The following is a 14,951-nucleotide window of genomic DNA, read 5'->3' on the forward strand; positions in this document are numbered from 1 at the left end:
GGTCACGCCCTCACAGAACCTCCAGGGCCGCCGGAGGGGGTCTTGGAGGATCCCCCAAGGGCCAGCAGGACGTCGAGGGCGGGGGTGCGGTCCACGGCCTCCTCGAAGACGTCCTGCGCGGTCAGCCACTCCGGCGGGTTCGCCCGGGCGTACTCCCGCCAGCCCCGTACGACGACCACGAGGCCCCGTTCGACGGAGCCCTCGGGCCAGACCGTGTGGTCGGACAGGGAGTCCGCCAGCGCGTCCCAGTTGCGGCCGAACCAGCCGGGCAGCGCCAGGGCCCGGGCCGCGCGGTCCATCAGGCCCGCCTTGTCCGCGACCCCGTCGAGGTCGAGGACGACCACGAGCCGGCCCGTCAGGTCCTCGGTCATCTCAGCACCGCCCGGAACGAGTTGTAGTGGTCATCGGTGTAGTAGGTCTCCCCGTCCCGCCCGGTGACCAGCCGACGTGCCCCGCGGTCCGCCGAGCCCGGGGTGGGCACGGTGTACTCGTGGTAGTAGCCGCGCGGCTGCCTCGGCAGGTGGCCCTCGAAGTTCCCGAACACGACGCCGTCCCTGGCGTACGGGTAGGGGCCGCCCCGGTCGACGAGCGCGAGGGTCTTGCGCGCCTCGGCCGGCAGCCGGGACTCCTGGACGGTGGCCATGCCCCGCGCCCATTCCGGAGCGGACGCGCTCGTGCCCGCGGGCCCCGCCCCGTCCGTGCCGGAGCAGCCGGTGAGCAGGACGGCGAGCGCCAGCAGCGCCCCCGCGAGCACGGCGGGGACGCGGCGCGCCCCGGCTCGCAGGAGGAGCCTCGGGAGCGCGTGGGGGACGAACCGCGGCAGCAGCATGCGGCCGATGCTGTCACGGCCGTCCCGTCACGTCCTCACCGCGACCCGCCGGCGTGCCCGTGGGGCGCCGCCGGGGTCCGTCAGTGCCCGTCGGGGTCCGCGCGGCCCAGCGTGGGCTTCGGCGCCGGGCCGGTCGTCATCAGGTAGTCGGCGGCCGAGGTGTCCGTGACCAGGCTGGTGACCAGCCCGGAGCGCAGCACCGCGTCGATCGCGGACGCCTTGCGCTGCCCGCCGGCGATCGCCACGACCTCCGGGATACGGCGGAGCTGGTCGGCCTTGACCGTGATGCACCGCTCCCCCAGGTCCCGCCCGATCCGGCGCCCCTCGGCGTCGAACAGGTGGGCGGCCATCTCGGCGGCGACACCGAGCGAGGCGTAGTGGGCGCGCTCCTCGTCGCTGAGCATGTCGTGCACCGTCGAGATACCGGGCTCCCAGGAGCCGATGGAGACACAGGCGACCGTGACCTTGTCGAAGTACTCGAAGGCCCGGGCGATCCCCGTCTGGTTGCGCAGCGCGGCCGCGGTGGCCGCGTCGGGCAGCAGCATCGGCGCGTAGATGGGGTGGGCGTCGCCGCCCGACACCTGGGCGGCGCGGCGCACGGCCTCCACCGAGCCGCGCTCGGAGGTCCCGGCGTCGTACACGCCCGTGAGCTGCACCACCGTGCACGGCGGCAGCCGGTCGAGCGCGGCCGCCATGTGGATGGTGGACCGGCCCCAGGCCAGCCCCAGCACGTCCCCCTCGTTGACGAGCTCACCGAGCAGGTCGGCCGCGACCTCGCCGAGGTTCTCGGGGTCGGGGGTCTCCTCCGCCTCGGCCGGGGACTCGACCACGACGGCGTGCCTCAGGCCGTAGCGGGCGCGGAGCGCGTCGGAGCGCTCGGCGTCCAGCTCGGCCGGCACACGGATCTCGATACGCACGAGATCCCGTTCGAGGGCCGTCTCCAGGACCCGGGCCACTTTGAAGCGGCTGACGCCGAACTCCTCCGCGATCTGGATCTTGGATTTGCCCTCGAGGTAGAAGCGGCGGGCCATGGCCGCCGCCTGCACCAGCTCAGCGGGTCCCATCCGCATGGCTGACCGGCCCGCCGACATACCCGACACGGCGATCTCCTCACTGCTGTTCACACTCTGGATTCGCCGTTCATCCTTGCAGATCCGGCGCGGCTGATCCGCCCGGATGGGCGGCGTTCACTCAAGCGTTCACGTAGCCGTGGCTCAGTGGCCGCATGCCCAGGACGCCTCGGCGGTAACGGAATCCGCCTGGGCGCGCAGCGCCCGCACCGCCTCCGCGGGGTCCTCGGCCCCGTACACGGCCGAGCCGGCCACGAACACGTCCGCGCCGGCTTCCGCGCACCGCTCGATGGTCGAGGCGGAGACACCGCCGTCGACCTGCAGCCAGAGCTGCAGGCCGTGCTTGCCGATCAGCTCCCGGGTACGGCGGATCTTCGGCAGCATGATGTCCAGGAAGGCCTGCCCGCCGAAGCCCGGCTCGACCGTCATGATCAGCAGCATGTCGAGTTCCGGCAGCAGGTCCTCGTACGGCTCGATCGGCGTCGCCGGCTTCAGCGCCATGGAGGCGCGGGCGCCCTTGGCGCGGATCTCCCGGGCGAGGCGCACCGGCGCGGCGGCCGCCTCGACGTGGAAGGTGACCGACGAGGCCCCCGCCTCCACGTACTGCGGCGCCCAGCGGTCGGGGTCCTCGATCATCAGATGGCAGTCCAGCGGGGTGCCCGTGGCACGCGCGAGGGACTCCACGACCGGCACGCCGAGCGTGAGGTTCGGGACGAAATGGTTGTCCATGACGTCGACATGGAGCCAGTCGGCTCCCTCGACCGCCTTGGCCTCGTCCGCGAGGCGGGCGAAGTCGGCGGACAGAATGCTGGGGTTGATCTGCGCGGCCATGGCCCAAGCCTGCCATGCCGCCGCTCTCCGCTGAAACGGCGGTCCGCGCGGGCCGTGTCCCGGCGGCGGCCGTCGGGAGCCGGCCGCGGCCGGTGGAGGCCCGGTGGCCCTGTTCCCCGCGTCCCCGGGGAACCGCGGGCCGGGCGTCAGCCGGTGCGGCGGATCAGGGCCAGGTACATGGCGTCGGTGCCGTGCAGGTGCGGCCAGAGCTGTACGTCCGGGCCCGCGCCGAGCGCCGGGACGCCGGGCAGCAGCGGGCGGGCGTCGATCAGCTCGGTCTCCGGGCGCTGCTTGAGCACGTCGGCGACGACCGCCCGGGTCTCGGCGAGGTGCGGCGAGCAGGTGGCGTAGCCGACGACCCCGCCGACCCGCACCGAGTCCAGCGCGGTGCGCAGCAGGGCGCGCTGCAGCGGCCCGAAGGTGTCCAGGTCCTCCGGGCGGCGCCGCCAGCGTGCCTCGGGGCGCCGGCGCAGGGCGCCGAGTCCGGTGCAGGGCACGTCCATCAGGACCCGGTCGAAGGAGCCGGGCCGCCACGGCGGCCGGGTCCCGTCGGCGGTGATCACCTGGTACGGGCCCGGGTTGCCCCGGAGGGCCTTGGCCACCAGTCCGGCCCGGTGCGGCTGCTTCTCGGCGGCCAGCAGCGCGGCCCCGCGCTCCGCGGCGAGGGCGGCCAGCAGGGCGGCCTTGCCGCCGGGACCGGCGCAGCCGTCGAGCCACGTGGCGTCGGGACCGTCGAGCGGAGCGTTGGCGAGCGCGAGGGCGACCAGCTGGCTGCCCTCGTCCTGCACCCCGGCCCGCCCCTCGTGCACGGCCGGCACCGCGCCCGGCTCACCGCCCTCGGCCAGCCGCACGGCGTACGGCGACCAGCGGCCCGGCACGGCGGCCTCCTCGCGCAGCAGCTCCTCGGTGGTGGCCCGGCCCGGCCGCGCGACGAGCGTGACCTCGGGCCGCTCGTTGTCGGCCGCCAGCAGTTCCTCGATGCCGGCCCGGCCGCCGCCGAGGGAGTCCCACAGCGCGGAGACGACCCAGCGGGGGTGCGAGTGCACGACGGCGAGATGGTCCTCGGGGTCCTCGTCGTAAGGAGGCGCGACCTTCTCGATCCAGCCGTCGAGGTCGTTCTGGGCCACCTTCCGCAGCACCGCGTTGACGAACTTGGCCCGCCCGTCCCCGAGCACCACCCGGGCGAGCTCCACGGACGCGGACACGGCGGCGTGGGTCGGGATCCGGGTCCCGAGGAGCTGGTGCGCGCCCAGGCTGAGCACGTCCAGCACCGGCGGGTCGACCTCGCGCAGCGGCCGGTCGACACAGGCGGCGATGACCGCGTCGTAGGTGCCCTGCCGGCGCAGCGTCCCGTACACCAGCTCGGTGGCCAGAGCGGCGTCCCGCGCCTCGAAACCGCCCTTCTCGCGCGCCTTGCGCAGCAGCGGCGGCAGGACCAGGTTGGCGTACGCGTCCCGTTCGTCCACCGCGCGCAGCGCGTCGAAGGCCAGGATGCGGACGGGGTCCTTCTGGGGACGGCGGTACGGCTTGGCGGGCCGGCGCGGCCGCTGGGACTGCTCGCTCACGAAAAAGGTGCTCCGGATGTGAAGAAGGGGGTGCGGATCCCAGCGTACGTCGGCGCGGCCGCGCCCCCGCCGCCCGGGGCTCAGCCCCCGAGCGTCTCCCCCTCCGCGATGCGCGCCCCGCGCGCCCAGTCGGCGGCCCGCATCGGCTTCTTGCCCTGGGCCTGCACCCAGAGCAGCTCGACGGCGTACGAACCGGTGCCCACGTGCACGCTGTTCTTGCCGGCCACGAGCTGCCCCGGGGCCAGACCGGAGCGCTCGGGGACGGTCGCGACCTGGACGAGCTTGAGCCGCTCGCCGCGGAACGTGGTCCAGGCGCCGGGCGCGGGCGTGCAGCCGCGCACCACCCGGTCGACGCGGAGCGCGGGCGCCGCCCAGTCCACCTGGGCGTCCTCGACGGTGATCTTGGGGGCGAGGGTGATGCCCTCGGCCGGCTGCGGTACGGCCTTCAGGGTGCCGTCCTCGATGCCGTCCATGGTCGCGGCCAGCAGTCCGGAGCCGGCGAAGGCGAGCCGGGTGAGCAGGTCGCCGCTGGTGTCGGTGGGCCGGACCTGCTCGGTGACGGTGCCGTACACCGGACCCGAGTCGAGCCCCTCCTCGATGAGGAAGGTGGAGGCCCCGGTGATCTCGTCGCCCGCCATGAGGGCGTGCTGCACGGGTGCGGCCCCGCGCCAGGCCGGCAGCAGGGAGAAGTGCAGGTTGACCCAGCCGTGCGCCGGGATGTCCAGGGCGACCCGGGGCAGCAGGGCGCCGTAGGCGACGACGGGGCAGCAGTCCGGGGCGATCTCGCGCAGCCGCTCCAGGAACTCGGGGTCGCGCGGCTTGGCCGGCTTCAGCACCTCGATGCCGGCCTCCGCCGCCCGCTCGGCCACGGGGGACGCGACCAGCCTGCGCCCCCGTCCGGCCGGCGCGTCGGGCCGTGTGACGACGGCGGCCACCTCGTGCCGCCCGGAGGCGAGAAGAGCGTCCAGGGCGGGAACGGCGACCTCGGGGGTGCCGGCGAACACGAGCTTCATGGGCGGGATCGGGCCTCTCGGGCGGGGGTCGGACGGGCGGCGCACCAGTCTATGGCCCGGCCGGGTCCACCGTCCCACCTGCCGGGGACGCGCGGTCGCCGGCGGCGCCCGGCCCGCGCCGGTGGTGCGCGGGCGGCGGGCGGCGTACGCATATGCCCGCACGCCCCCACCCCGTGACCGGCGGAGCGTCCACGCGTTGTCAAGAGAGAGTTGACCGCATCGGGCCGCGCCAGCGGCCCGGATTCCTTTCAACGCCGGTTCGAGAGGCTTGTTCATGGCCGACCACGCCACCCACGACGCCCAGGCCCGGGCCAGCCTGCACTTGCTGGTGCGGGACATCGAGCGGGTCCGCCGGCAGGTGGACGCGCTCCGCACGCTCACCGCCCAGCTGGGCAACGTCTACCGTCCGCGCCGTTCCGGCCCGTCCACGGGCTTCGTCGTCTACGGCCGCGCCCCCGCCCCGACGGTCCGCCTCGCCCAGGAACTGCGGGACAGCGTCGAGACGCTGGTCACCGCCGCCGTGGACTTCGACCGCTCGCTCGGCTTCTCCTGGGACGCGGTGGGCTCGGCCCTCGGCGTCACGAAGCAGGCGGTGCACCGCCGTTACGGCGCCCGCCGGGCCGCGACGCAGGCGGCCGCCGAGAACGAGCGGGCCACCGAGCCGTCCGGTACCCGCACGCTCGACGTGAACTCTCCCCTGCCCGCCGCGGTGCCGACGGTTCCCGCGGCCCGTTCCATGCCGACGCAGCCGACCGCGGGCAGCCCGACGCTCCGCGACGACGCCCGGACGACGGCCTTCCCCGGCCCGCGCAACGGCTGAGCGCACCGCCCGGCCCGGTCTCATCCCCGCCCTCCCGGGAGGCACCGGGAGGGCAGACGCGTGCCGGCCGACGGCACCTGGGTCCTCCGGCCGCTGCCGGCGGCCCTCAGCCGATGTCCGGCGGATCGATCCGCACCCGCACCGGCTCCTCGCTTCCCCGCGCCATCCGCGCGGCCTGGGCCGTCTTCAGCGCGGTGGCCAGCGCGGCCCCGCTGCCCGGCGGGACCCTCACCAGCGCCCGCTCCCAGTGCTCGCCGGGCGGCGGCGCACCGGGCCTGCGGGGCCGGCCCGGCAGCGTGGGCGGCACCGGCACCGGCCCCAGCACCTCGGCGTCCTCGGGCAGCGCGACGGCGCCGAGGAACTCGGCGACGGCCTCGGCCGTACCGGACACGGCCGCCATCCGGGACACCGGCGGGAAGCCCAGCTCGGCCCGCTCGGCCAGCTCCCGCACCGCGTGGCCTACGGGGTCCCAGCGCACCAGCGCCTGCACGGGACGCAGGGTCGGCTCGGCCACCACGACGACCGTCCCGCCGTCGCCCTGCGGCCGCACGAGCGCCCCGGCGGCGATCCACCGGCGCAGCGCCTCCTCACCGGCCCGCAGGTCGGGCCGCCCGAGCATGGCCCAGCCGTCCAGCAGCAGGGCGGCCGCGTAGCCGCCCTCGGCGACGGGCTCGGCCCCGGGCGTGCTCACCACCAGCGCGGGCGTGTCCGGCACGGTGTCCAGCACGTGCTCGCGCCCCGATGTGCGCACCGGTACGGCGGGGAAGGCCCGTCCCAGTTCCTCGGCGGTCCGACGCGCCCCCACGATCTGGGCCCGCAGCCGGAAGCCCCCGCACTCCGGGCAGTGCCAGGCGCCCTCCTCGCGTCCGCACCAGCCGCACCGCAGCGCGCCGGCGTCCTGGGCCTCCAGCGGGCCCGCGCAGTGCCGGCACCGGGCGGGCGCCCGGCACTGGGCACAGGCCATGCGGGGCACGTAACCGCGCCGGGGCACCTGCACCAGCACCGGGCCGTGCCGCAGCCCCTCGCGGACCGCCTGCCAGGCGAGCGTGGGCAGCCGGGCGGCGCGGGCGGCCTCGTCGCGCGCGAGGTCGTCGTCCCCGACCGTGCGCACGAGGGGGGCGGCCCTCCGTACCTGCTCGCGGCCGGCGGCCAGGGGACGCGCCCAGCCGCTCTCGACGAGCTGGGCCGCCTCGACCGTGCAGCTCCAGCCGCCGAGCAGGAAGGCGCACTTGTCGAGCGTCGCGCGCAGCAGCAGGACGTCCCGGGCGTGCGGCTGCGGGGCGTGCTGCTCGCTGTGGCTGCCGTCCCCGTCGTCCCAGACGGCGACGAGGCCCAGGTCCCGCACGGGCGCGAACATCGCCGCGCGGGTGCCGACGACGGCGTGCACGGCACCGCGCCGCACCGCGAGCCACTGCGCGTACCGCTTCTCGGGGCCGGCGTCGGCGGTGAGCAGCACATGCCGGCCCTCGCCGAGCAGCGCCGTCAGCGCGGCGTCCACGCGGGCGGCGGCCCGCCCGTCCGGTACGACGACGAGCGCGCCGCGTCCCGAGGCGAGCGTGGCGGCGACGGCCCGGGCCAGCTCGTCGCTCCACAGCGGGCCGGGCAGGGCGTTCCACACGGCCCGCGGGGCGGCACCGGCGGCCAGCGACTCGACGAACGCGGCACCGTGCTCGTACCGCGCCCATGGGCCCGGCTCCGGCGCCGGCGGCGGAGGCAGCGGGGCGGGCGAGGGCCGCCGCTCGGCGCGCGCGCTGCGCGGCGGCACGGCGAGCTGCAGCACGTCGGCGAGGCTGCCCGCGTACCGGTCGGCGACGGCCCGCGCGAGCCCCAGCAGCTCTTCGCCGAGCACGGGCTCGGGCGAGACCACCTGGGCGAGCGCCGCCAGCGGCCCCGAGTAGTCGGACTCGGCCCGCCGCTCGACGATGAAGCCGTCGATGAGCCCGCCGCCCTCGCGCCGCCCCTCGCGGACGCGCCCCCGTCCGGCGCCGAACCGCACCCGCACCCTGACCCCGGGCTGCGCCTCGGCGTCCAGTTCCTCGGGCACCGCGTAGTCGAAGTAGCGGTCGAGGTGCAGCACGCCCTTGTCGACGAGCACCCGCGCCACGGGCAGCTCCCCGGCCAGCGCGGCGCCCCGCCAGGTCCGCGGCTTGGCCCGGGGCACCCTGGCCTCCCGCACGCTCTCCCGGATGAGCGCGAGCTGCTCCGGCGGCGCCCCCTCGGCCCCGCCGTCCCCCGAACCGTTCTCGCTGCTCACGCTTGCATTCTTACCAAACGCCACCGACAACCGGCGCCCCGAGCGGTTCCCGCCGGGACGGCGGGCACGGGCACGGGGGTGCGGGAGCGCCGGACGCACCGAGGCCCGGCTCCCGAAGGGGAGCCGGGCCTCGGCGGGACGACCGGGTCGGGACTACAGGCCCGCGGCCTGGCGCAGGGCGTCCACGCGGTCCGTGCGCTCCCAGGTGAAGTCGGGCAGCTCACGGCCGAAGTGGCCGTACGCGGCGGTCTGGGCGTAGATCGGGCGGAGCAGGTCGAGGTCGCGGATGATGGCGGCCGGACGGAGGTCGAAGACCTCGTCGATCGCCTTCTCGATCTTCTCGTGGTCGATCTTGGCGGTGCCGAAGGTCTCCACGAACAGGCCCACCGGCTCGGCCTTGCCGATGGCGTAGGCGACCTGGACCTCGCAGCGGGAGGCCAGGCCCGCCGCCACGACGTTCTTGGCGACCCAGCGCATGGCGTAGGCGGCGGAGCGGTCGACCTTGGACGGGTCCTTGCCGGAGAAGGCGCCGCCGCCGTGGCGGGCCATGCCGCCGTAGGTGTCGATGATGATCTTGCGGCCGGTCAGGCCGGCGTCGCCCATCGGGCCGCCGATCTCGAAGCGGCCGGTCGGGTTGACCAGCAGCCGGTAGCCCTCGGTGTCCAGCTTGATGCCGTCCTCCAGCAGGGCCTTCAGCTCGGGCTCGACGACGAACTCGCGGATGTCGGGCGCGAGCAGCGACTCGAGGTCGATGTCCGAGGCGTGCTGGGAGGAGACCACGACGGTGTCGAGGCGGACGGCCTTGTCGCCGTCGTACTCGATGGTGACCTGCGTCTTGCCGTCGGGACGCAGGTAGGGGATGGTGCCGTTCTTGCGGACCTCGGAGAGCCGCTTCGACAGGCGGTGCGCCAGGAAGACCGGCAGCGGCATCAGCGTCGGGGTCTCGTCCGAGGCGTAGCCGAACATCAGGCCCTGGTCGCCGGCACCCTGCTTGTCGAGCTCGTCCTCGTCGCCCTCGACCCGGGACTCGTAGGCCGTGTCGACGCCCTGCGCGATGTCCGGCGACTGCGCGCCGATCGACACCGAGACGCCGCAGGAGGCTCCGTCGAAGCCCTTCTTCGAGGAGTCGTAACCGATCTCCAGGATCTTGTTGCGGACCAGGGTCGCGATGTCCGCGTACGCCTTGGTCGTGACCTCGCCGGCCACGTGCACCAGGCCGGTGGTGATCAGCGTCTCGACGGCGACGCGCGAGGAGGGGTCCTCGCGCAGCAGCGCGTCGAGGATCGTGTCGCTGATCTGGTCAGCGATCTTGTCGGGGTGACCCTCGGTCACGGACTCCGAGGTGAACAGGCGACGGGACACAACGCTCCCTGGGGTTGCAGCGGCTGCTGGCTGATCATTGGCAGATGACGCGGGGGGCTGCACCCGACGTCGTCCGAGAACAGTTTATCGGTCGCACTCGGCCGCCGGCCCACGTGTCTCGCCACTCGGGAGTGCTGTGACCTGCGGCACGGGCATTCTGCACAATGCCGAGCGGCCTTGGCCAGGCCCGCCACGCGACATTGTGCGGCGGAAAACCGACGTCCCGCGGCCGGACCAGAAGGGCCCGGACGGCCGAACCGGGCCGCGCCCGGACGGCCCAACGCCGGCGGCGAGGTCAGCCGAGACGGGCGGCCACCAGGTCCCAGACGACGTCCGCGAGGGCCTCCTTGGGACCGTGCGGCACGGGGGTCTCGCTGCCGTCGGCGCCCAGCACCACGGCCTCGTTCTCCTCGGAGCCGAAGGTCTTGCGCTCGCCGACCTCGTTGACGACGAGGAGGTCGCAGCCCTTGCGGGCGAGCTTGGCGCGGCCGTTGGCGAGCACGTCGTCGGTCTCCGCGGCGAAGCCGACGACGACCTGCGCCGGCCGGGCTCGCTCCGCCGAGATCTCCGCGAGGATGTCCGGATTCCGCACCAGGGTGATGGGGGCGGGCTCCTGGTCGTCCTGCTTCTTGATCTTTCCCGCCGCGTAGACGGCGGGGCGGAAGTCGGCGACGGCGGCGGCCATGACCACGGCGTCGGCGTCGGCCGCCGCCTTCAGGACGGCCTCGCGGAGCTGGACGGCGGTGCCCACCGGGACCACGTCGACCCCGGCCGGGTCGGGCAGCCCGGTGTTGGCGGCGACCAGCGTGACCCGGGCGCCGCGGGCGGCGGCCGTGCGGGCGAGGGCGTAGCCCTGCTTGCCGGAGGAGCGGTTGCCCAGGAAGCGGACCGGGTCGAGGGGCTCGCGGGTGCCGCCTGCCGAGACCACCACGTGGCGTCCCTGGAGGTCGGGCGCCTGGGCGCCCCGGGCCAGGACCCGGCGGCACACCTCGAAGATCTCCACCGGGTCGGGCAGCCGGCCCTTTCCGGTGTCCACCCCGGTCAGCCGGCCCACCGCGGGCTCGACGACGACGGCGCCGCGGCGGCGCAGCGTCGCCACGTTCTCCTGGGTGGCGGGGTGCTCCCACATCTCCGTGTGCATGGCGGGCGCGAAGACGACCGGGCAGCGGGCGGTGAGGAGGGTGTTGGTCAGCAGGTCGTCGGCGAGGCCGTGGGCGGCCTTGGCGAGCATGTCGGCGGTGGCGGGGGCCACCACGACCAGGTCGGCGTGCTGCCCGATGCGGACGTGCGGCACCTCCTCGACCTGGTCCCAGACCTCCGTGGAGACCGGGTTGCCGGAGAGGGCGGACCAGGTGGCCGCGCCGACGAAGTGCAGCGCGGAGGCGGTGGGCACCACGCGTACGTCGTGGCCCGACTCCGTGAACCTCCTCAGCAGCTCACAGGCCTTGTACGCGGCGATGCCGCCACTGACCCCCAGAACGACCCTCGGCTTGTCCACCATCTCTCCCGGACTCGGCAACGTACGGGTTCCTCACACACCACAGGCCCGGCAGCGGGTCCCCCTCCGGGGGAGTGACTGCCGGGCCTGTGGATGAGTCAACCGCGATCTGAAAGTACTACCGCGCGGTTCTACTGGGCGGGGCCCTCGATGGCCTCGGAGGTCAGCAGACCGGCGTTGATCTCACGCAGGGCGATCGACAGCGGCTTCTCGTGGACGTGCGTGTCGACGAGCGGACCGACGTACTCGAGCAGGCCCTCACCGAGCTGCGAGTAGTACGCGTTGATCTGGCGGGCCCGCTTGGCCGCGTAGATCACGAGGCTGTACTTCGAGTCCGTGGCCTCGAGCAGCTCGTCGATCGGCGGGTTGATGATGCCCTCGGGCGCGGTGATGGAAGAGGACACGCTCTACCTTCCGATGGATGGGAAAGAATCAGTCGGTGCTAGGGGCCGCGTGCACCTGGGTGCGGCGGTCACGATCACACAACGTCCATCAAGGCTAGCAGCTCGCGGGCCACGTCCTCGACGGAGGTGTTGACGAGGGTCTCGTCGAACTCCGGCTCGGCCGCCAGCTCGGTCTTCGCCGCGTCCAGGCGGCGCTCGATGACCTCGGGCGGCTCGGTCCCCCGGCCGGTGAGCCTGCGCACCAGTTCGTCCCAGGAGGGCGGGGCGAGGAACACCAGCTGGGCGTCGGACATCGACTCGCGGACCTGCCGGGCGCCCTGGAGGTCGATCTCCAGCAGCACGGGCTCGCCCTTCTCCAGCCGCTCCTGAACGGCCGTGCGGGGCGTGCCGTAGCGGTTGCCGGCGAACTCGGCCCACTCCAGCAGCTCGCCGTTGGCGATCAGCTTGTCCATCTCGTCGTCGGTGACGAAGAAGTAGTGGACTCCGTGCTGCTCGCCGGGGCGGGGCTTGCGGGTGGTCGCGGACACCGAGAGCCAGACCTCGGGATGTTCCTTGCGCATATGGGCGACGACCGTGCTCTTGCCGACCCCGGAGGGGCCGGAGAGCACGGTCAGCCGCGGACGTGCGTCCGGGGGCACGGGGGTCGTCCCCCGGGGTGTTACAGCCATGCAGCGATTATTCCAGCAATCCCGGAGTGCCCGGGACTCCCGGTCCGGCCGGAGACCGGACTCAGGAGCCGGTGCTGCCGAACTCACGCTCCAGCGAGGCGATCTGGTTGGAGCCGAGACCGCGCACGCGACGGCTCTCGGAGATGCCCAGACGCTCCATGATCTGCTTGGCGCGGACCTTGCCCACGCCCGGCAGGGACTCGAGCAGGGCGGAGACCTTCATCTTGCCGATGACGTCGTTCTCCTGGCCCTGCTTGATGACCTCGTGCAGGGAGGCGCCGGAGTGCTTGAGTCGATTCTTGACCTCGGCCCGCTCCCGGCGAGCCGCGGCGGCCTTTTCGAGCGCGGCTGCGCGCTGTTCAGGGGTAAGGGGCGGAAGAGCCACGCCTACGTCACCTCGGATGTCGAACTGTCGGATACGGACCGGTGAGGAACCTAGTCGCCCCACACCTGGGGAGCCACGAGCAACACGCTGCCCGTTCTCCCCCACTACCTGCGGAGGCGCGGGAGGTGCCCCCACTGCTCGGAGACTAGCGGTCAAGTCCGCCAGAGTCAGCGAGAACAGCGGAAAAGTACAGGTCAGCCGCCGTCAGGCCGGACATTTCAGACATACTGCCCTCGATTTGAGGATGTATTCACACTCAAGCTGCCCGCCGGCCGCGCGCCGCGACGCCCTCACGGCAGCTCAGCCGCCCGCGACGGCGGTCCTGATCTCGTCCGCGAAGCGCTCCGTGGCCGAGCGCAGCGCCCCGGTGTCCGGCCCCTGGCGCAGCACGCCCCGGCTGACGTTCGGCACCACGTTGCGCACCGCCGGCCCGAAGAGCCGGGGAAGGTCGGCCGCCGTCGCCCCCTGCGCCCCCACGCCGGGCGCCAGCAGCGGGCCGTTGATGCCGAGGTCGTACGACGACAGGTCCCCCACCGTCGCGCCGACGACCGCCCCGAACGAGCCCAGCGGCTCCTCGCCGGCGTTCTCGGCGGCGAGGTGCGCCAGCATGGTCGCGCCCACGTCGCGTCCGTCGGCGCGGACCGCGTGCTGCACCTCGGGGCCCTCCGGGTTCGAGGTCAGCGCCAGCACGAACAGGCCGGTGCCGCTCTCCCTGGCCAGCGCCACGGCCGGGCTGAGCGAGCCGTAGCCGAGGTAGGGCGAGACGGTCAGCGCATCCGAGAACAGCGGGGAGTCCTTGTGCAGGTAGGCCTCGGCGTACCCGGCCATGGTCGAGCCGATGTCGCCGCGCTTGGCGTCCATCACGACGAGGGCGCCGGCCGCGCGCGTCTCCTGGACCGTCCGCTCCAGCACGGCGACGCCACGCGAGCCGAACCGCTCGAAGAACGCGCTCTGCGGCTTCACGACCGCGACCCGGTCGGCCACCGCCTCGACGACCGTGCGGCTGAACCGCTCCAGGCCGGCGACGTCGTCGGGGAGGCCCCACTCGGCGAGCAGGGAGGCGTGCGGGTCGATGCCGACGCACAGCGGGCCGCGCTCGTCCATCGCGCGGCGCAGGCGCGCGCCGAAGGGCTCCAGAACCGTCATGCGTCGTTCCTCACGTCGGCGCCGACCGCGTCGGCGAGGGTGGCGTACGGGCTGGTGCGCAGGCGTGCGGCCAGGCCCTTGTGGATCGCGCGGGCCCAGAACGGACCCTCGTAGATGAAGGCGCTGTACCCCTGCACCAGCGTGGCCCCGGCGAGGATGCGCTGCCAGGCGTCCTCGGCGGTCTCGACGCCGCCGACGCCCACCAGCGTGATCCGGTCGCCCACGCGCGCGTACAGGCGGCGCAGCACCTCCAGGGAGCGCGCCTTGAGCGGCGCGCCGGAGAGACCGCCGGTCTCCTTCACCAGCGACGGCGGGGAGGTCAGGCCGAGTCCCTCGCGCGCGATGGTGGTGTTGGTGGCGATGATGCCGTCCAGGCCGAGTTCCACCGCCAGGTCGGCGACGGCGTCGACGTCCTCGTCCGCGAGGTCGGGGGCGATCTTCACCAGCAGCGGGACGCGCCGGTCCGGGACGGCGCGGTCGGCGGCCTCGCGCACCGCGGCGAGCAGCGGGCGCAGCGCCTCGGTCGCCTGGAGGTTGCGCAGGCCGGGGGTGTTCGGGGAGGAGACGTTCACGACCAGGTAGTCGGCGTGGGGCGCGAGGCGCTCGGCGGACTTCACGTAGTCGCCGGCGGCCTCCTCCTCGGGGACGACCTTGGTCTTGCCGATGTTGACGCCGACGACGGTCCGGAACACCGGCTCGCGTGCGGCGAGGCGGGCCGCGACGGCCAGTGAGCCGTCGTTGTTGAAGCCCATGCGGTTGATCAGCGCGCGGTCGGCGACGAGGCGGAACAGCCTCTTCCGGGGGTTCCCGGGCTGCGGCTCACCGGTGACCGTGCCGATCTCGACGTGGTCGAAGCCCAGCATGGACATGCCGTCGATGGCGACGGCGTTCTTGTCGAAGCCGGCGGCGAGGCCGAAGGGGCCGTGCATGCGCAGCCCGAAGGCCTCGGTGCGCAGCTCCTTGTGGCGGGGCGCGAGGACGGCCGCCGCGAACGTGCGCAAGCCTGGGACGCGGACGGCCAGGCGGATCCAGCGGAAGGCCAGGTGGTGGGCCGTCTCGGGGTCCATCCGTTTGAAGACGAGGTTGAAGAAGATCTTGTACATGGT

Annotated in this window: 15 protein-coding genes; 1 reads left to right on the plus strand and 14 read right to left on the minus strand. The window is 74.2% G+C overall.

Annotated elements, in window-relative coordinates; translation table 11 throughout:
* Positions 1–2: 2 nt before the first annotated feature.
* The 6 genes from ACZ7JA_RS25455 to fmt all read right to left on the minus strand — a co-directional run bounded on the left by ACZ7JA_RS25455 (position 3) and on the right by fmt (position 5,308).
* Positions 3–371, minus strand: coding sequence for a barstar family protein (locus ACZ7JA_RS25455; protein WP_470810611.1), 369 nt, complete (start codon positions 369–371; stop codon positions 3–5).
* A complete protein-coding gene (locus ACZ7JA_RS25460) occupies positions 368–829 on the minus strand; it encodes a guanyl-specific ribonuclease (RefSeq protein WP_389448346.1) in 462 nt (153 codons plus the stop codon). The genes ACZ7JA_RS25455 and ACZ7JA_RS25460 overlap by 4 nt, the downstream gene beginning before the upstream one ends.
* Before the next feature lie 80 nt (positions 830–909).
* A complete protein-coding gene (locus ACZ7JA_RS25465; protein ID WP_351663855.1) occupies positions 910–1,953 on the minus strand; it encodes a sugar-binding transcriptional regulator in 1,044 nt (347 codons plus the stop codon).
* Between the two features lie 90 nt (positions 1,954–2,043).
* The gene (gene rpe, locus ACZ7JA_RS25470) at positions 2,044–2,730 is read right to left on the minus strand and encodes a ribulose-phosphate 3-epimerase (RefSeq protein ID WP_351663857.1); all 687 of its coding nucleotides are present in this window, start codon (positions 2,728–2,730) and stop codon (positions 2,044–2,046) included.
* 146 nt (positions 2,731–2,876) lie between these two features.
* Complete coding sequence (locus ACZ7JA_RS25475) at positions 2,877–4,295, minus strand: RsmB/NOP family class I SAM-dependent RNA methyltransferase (protein WP_470810614.1); 1,419 nt, start codon at positions 4,293–4,295, stop codon at positions 2,877–2,879.
* Between the two features lie 80 nt (positions 4,296–4,375).
* Positions 4,376–5,308 carry a methionyl-tRNA formyltransferase gene (gene fmt, locus ACZ7JA_RS25480; protein WP_351663861.1) on the minus strand — a complete coding sequence of 311 codons (933 nt, stop codon included), beginning with the start codon at positions 5,306–5,308 and terminating at the stop codon, positions 4,376–4,378.
* A gap of 274 nt (positions 5,309–5,582) precedes the next feature.
* On the opposite strand from fmt, the gene ACZ7JA_RS25485 reads away from it, so the two are divergent.
* Positions 5,583–6,128, plus strand: coding sequence for a hypothetical protein (locus tag ACZ7JA_RS25485; RefSeq protein ID WP_351663863.1), 546 nt, complete (start codon positions 5,583–5,585; stop codon positions 6,126–6,128).
* Between the two features lie 106 nt (positions 6,129–6,234).
* Here the strand turns inward: ACZ7JA_RS25485 and ACZ7JA_RS25490 are convergent, their stop codons facing one another.
* From ACZ7JA_RS25490 to ACZ7JA_RS25525, 8 genes are all read right to left on the minus strand, one after another.
* A complete protein-coding gene (locus tag ACZ7JA_RS25490) occupies positions 6,235–8,382 on the minus strand; it encodes a primosomal protein N' (protein ID WP_389304795.1) in 2,148 nt (715 codons plus the stop codon).
* A gap of 153 nt (positions 8,383–8,535) precedes the next feature.
* Entirely contained in the window at positions 8,536–9,744 is a 1,209-nt protein-coding gene (gene metK, locus ACZ7JA_RS25495; RefSeq protein ID WP_351663867.1) for a methionine adenosyltransferase, read from the minus strand.
* 295 nt (positions 9,745–10,039) lie between these two features.
* The gene (gene coaBC / locus ACZ7JA_RS25500; protein ID WP_470810883.1) at positions 10,040–11,242 is read right to left on the minus strand and encodes a bifunctional phosphopantothenoylcysteine decarboxylase/phosphopantothenate--cysteine ligase CoaBC; all 1,203 of its coding nucleotides are present in this window, start codon (positions 11,240–11,242) and stop codon (positions 10,040–10,042) included.
* 131 nt (positions 11,243–11,373) lie between these two features.
* The gene (gene rpoZ, locus ACZ7JA_RS25505) at positions 11,374–11,646 is read right to left on the minus strand and encodes a DNA-directed RNA polymerase subunit omega (protein WP_005319902.1); all 273 of its coding nucleotides are present in this window, start codon (positions 11,644–11,646) and stop codon (positions 11,374–11,376) included.
* 74 nt (positions 11,647–11,720) lie between these two features.
* Positions 11,721–12,314 (minus strand): guanylate kinase, encoded by a 594-nt coding sequence (gene gmk / locus ACZ7JA_RS25510; protein ID WP_351663869.1) that lies wholly within the window; start codon positions 12,312–12,314, stop codon positions 11,721–11,723.
* A 61-nt stretch (positions 12,315–12,375) separates the two neighbouring features.
* Positions 12,376–12,699, minus strand: a complete 324-nt coding sequence (locus ACZ7JA_RS25515; RefSeq protein ID WP_003977346.1) for an integration host factor — start codon at positions 12,697–12,699, stop codon at positions 12,376–12,378.
* Between the two features lie 300 nt (positions 12,700–12,999).
* The gene (pyrF, locus tag ACZ7JA_RS25520; protein ID WP_351663871.1) at positions 13,000–13,845 is read right to left on the minus strand and encodes an orotidine-5'-phosphate decarboxylase; all 846 of its coding nucleotides are present in this window, start codon (positions 13,843–13,845) and stop codon (positions 13,000–13,002) included.
* Positions 13,842–14,948: a quinone-dependent dihydroorotate dehydrogenase gene (locus ACZ7JA_RS25525; RefSeq protein ID WP_351663873.1), complete on the minus strand. Its 1,107-nt coding sequence runs from the start codon at positions 14,946–14,948 to the stop codon at positions 13,842–13,844. The genes pyrF and ACZ7JA_RS25525 overlap by 4 nt, the downstream gene beginning before the upstream one ends.
* Between the last annotated feature and the right edge of the window lie 3 nt (positions 14,949–14,951).

The organism is Streptomyces sp. NPDC038135, from assembly GCF_055601245.1.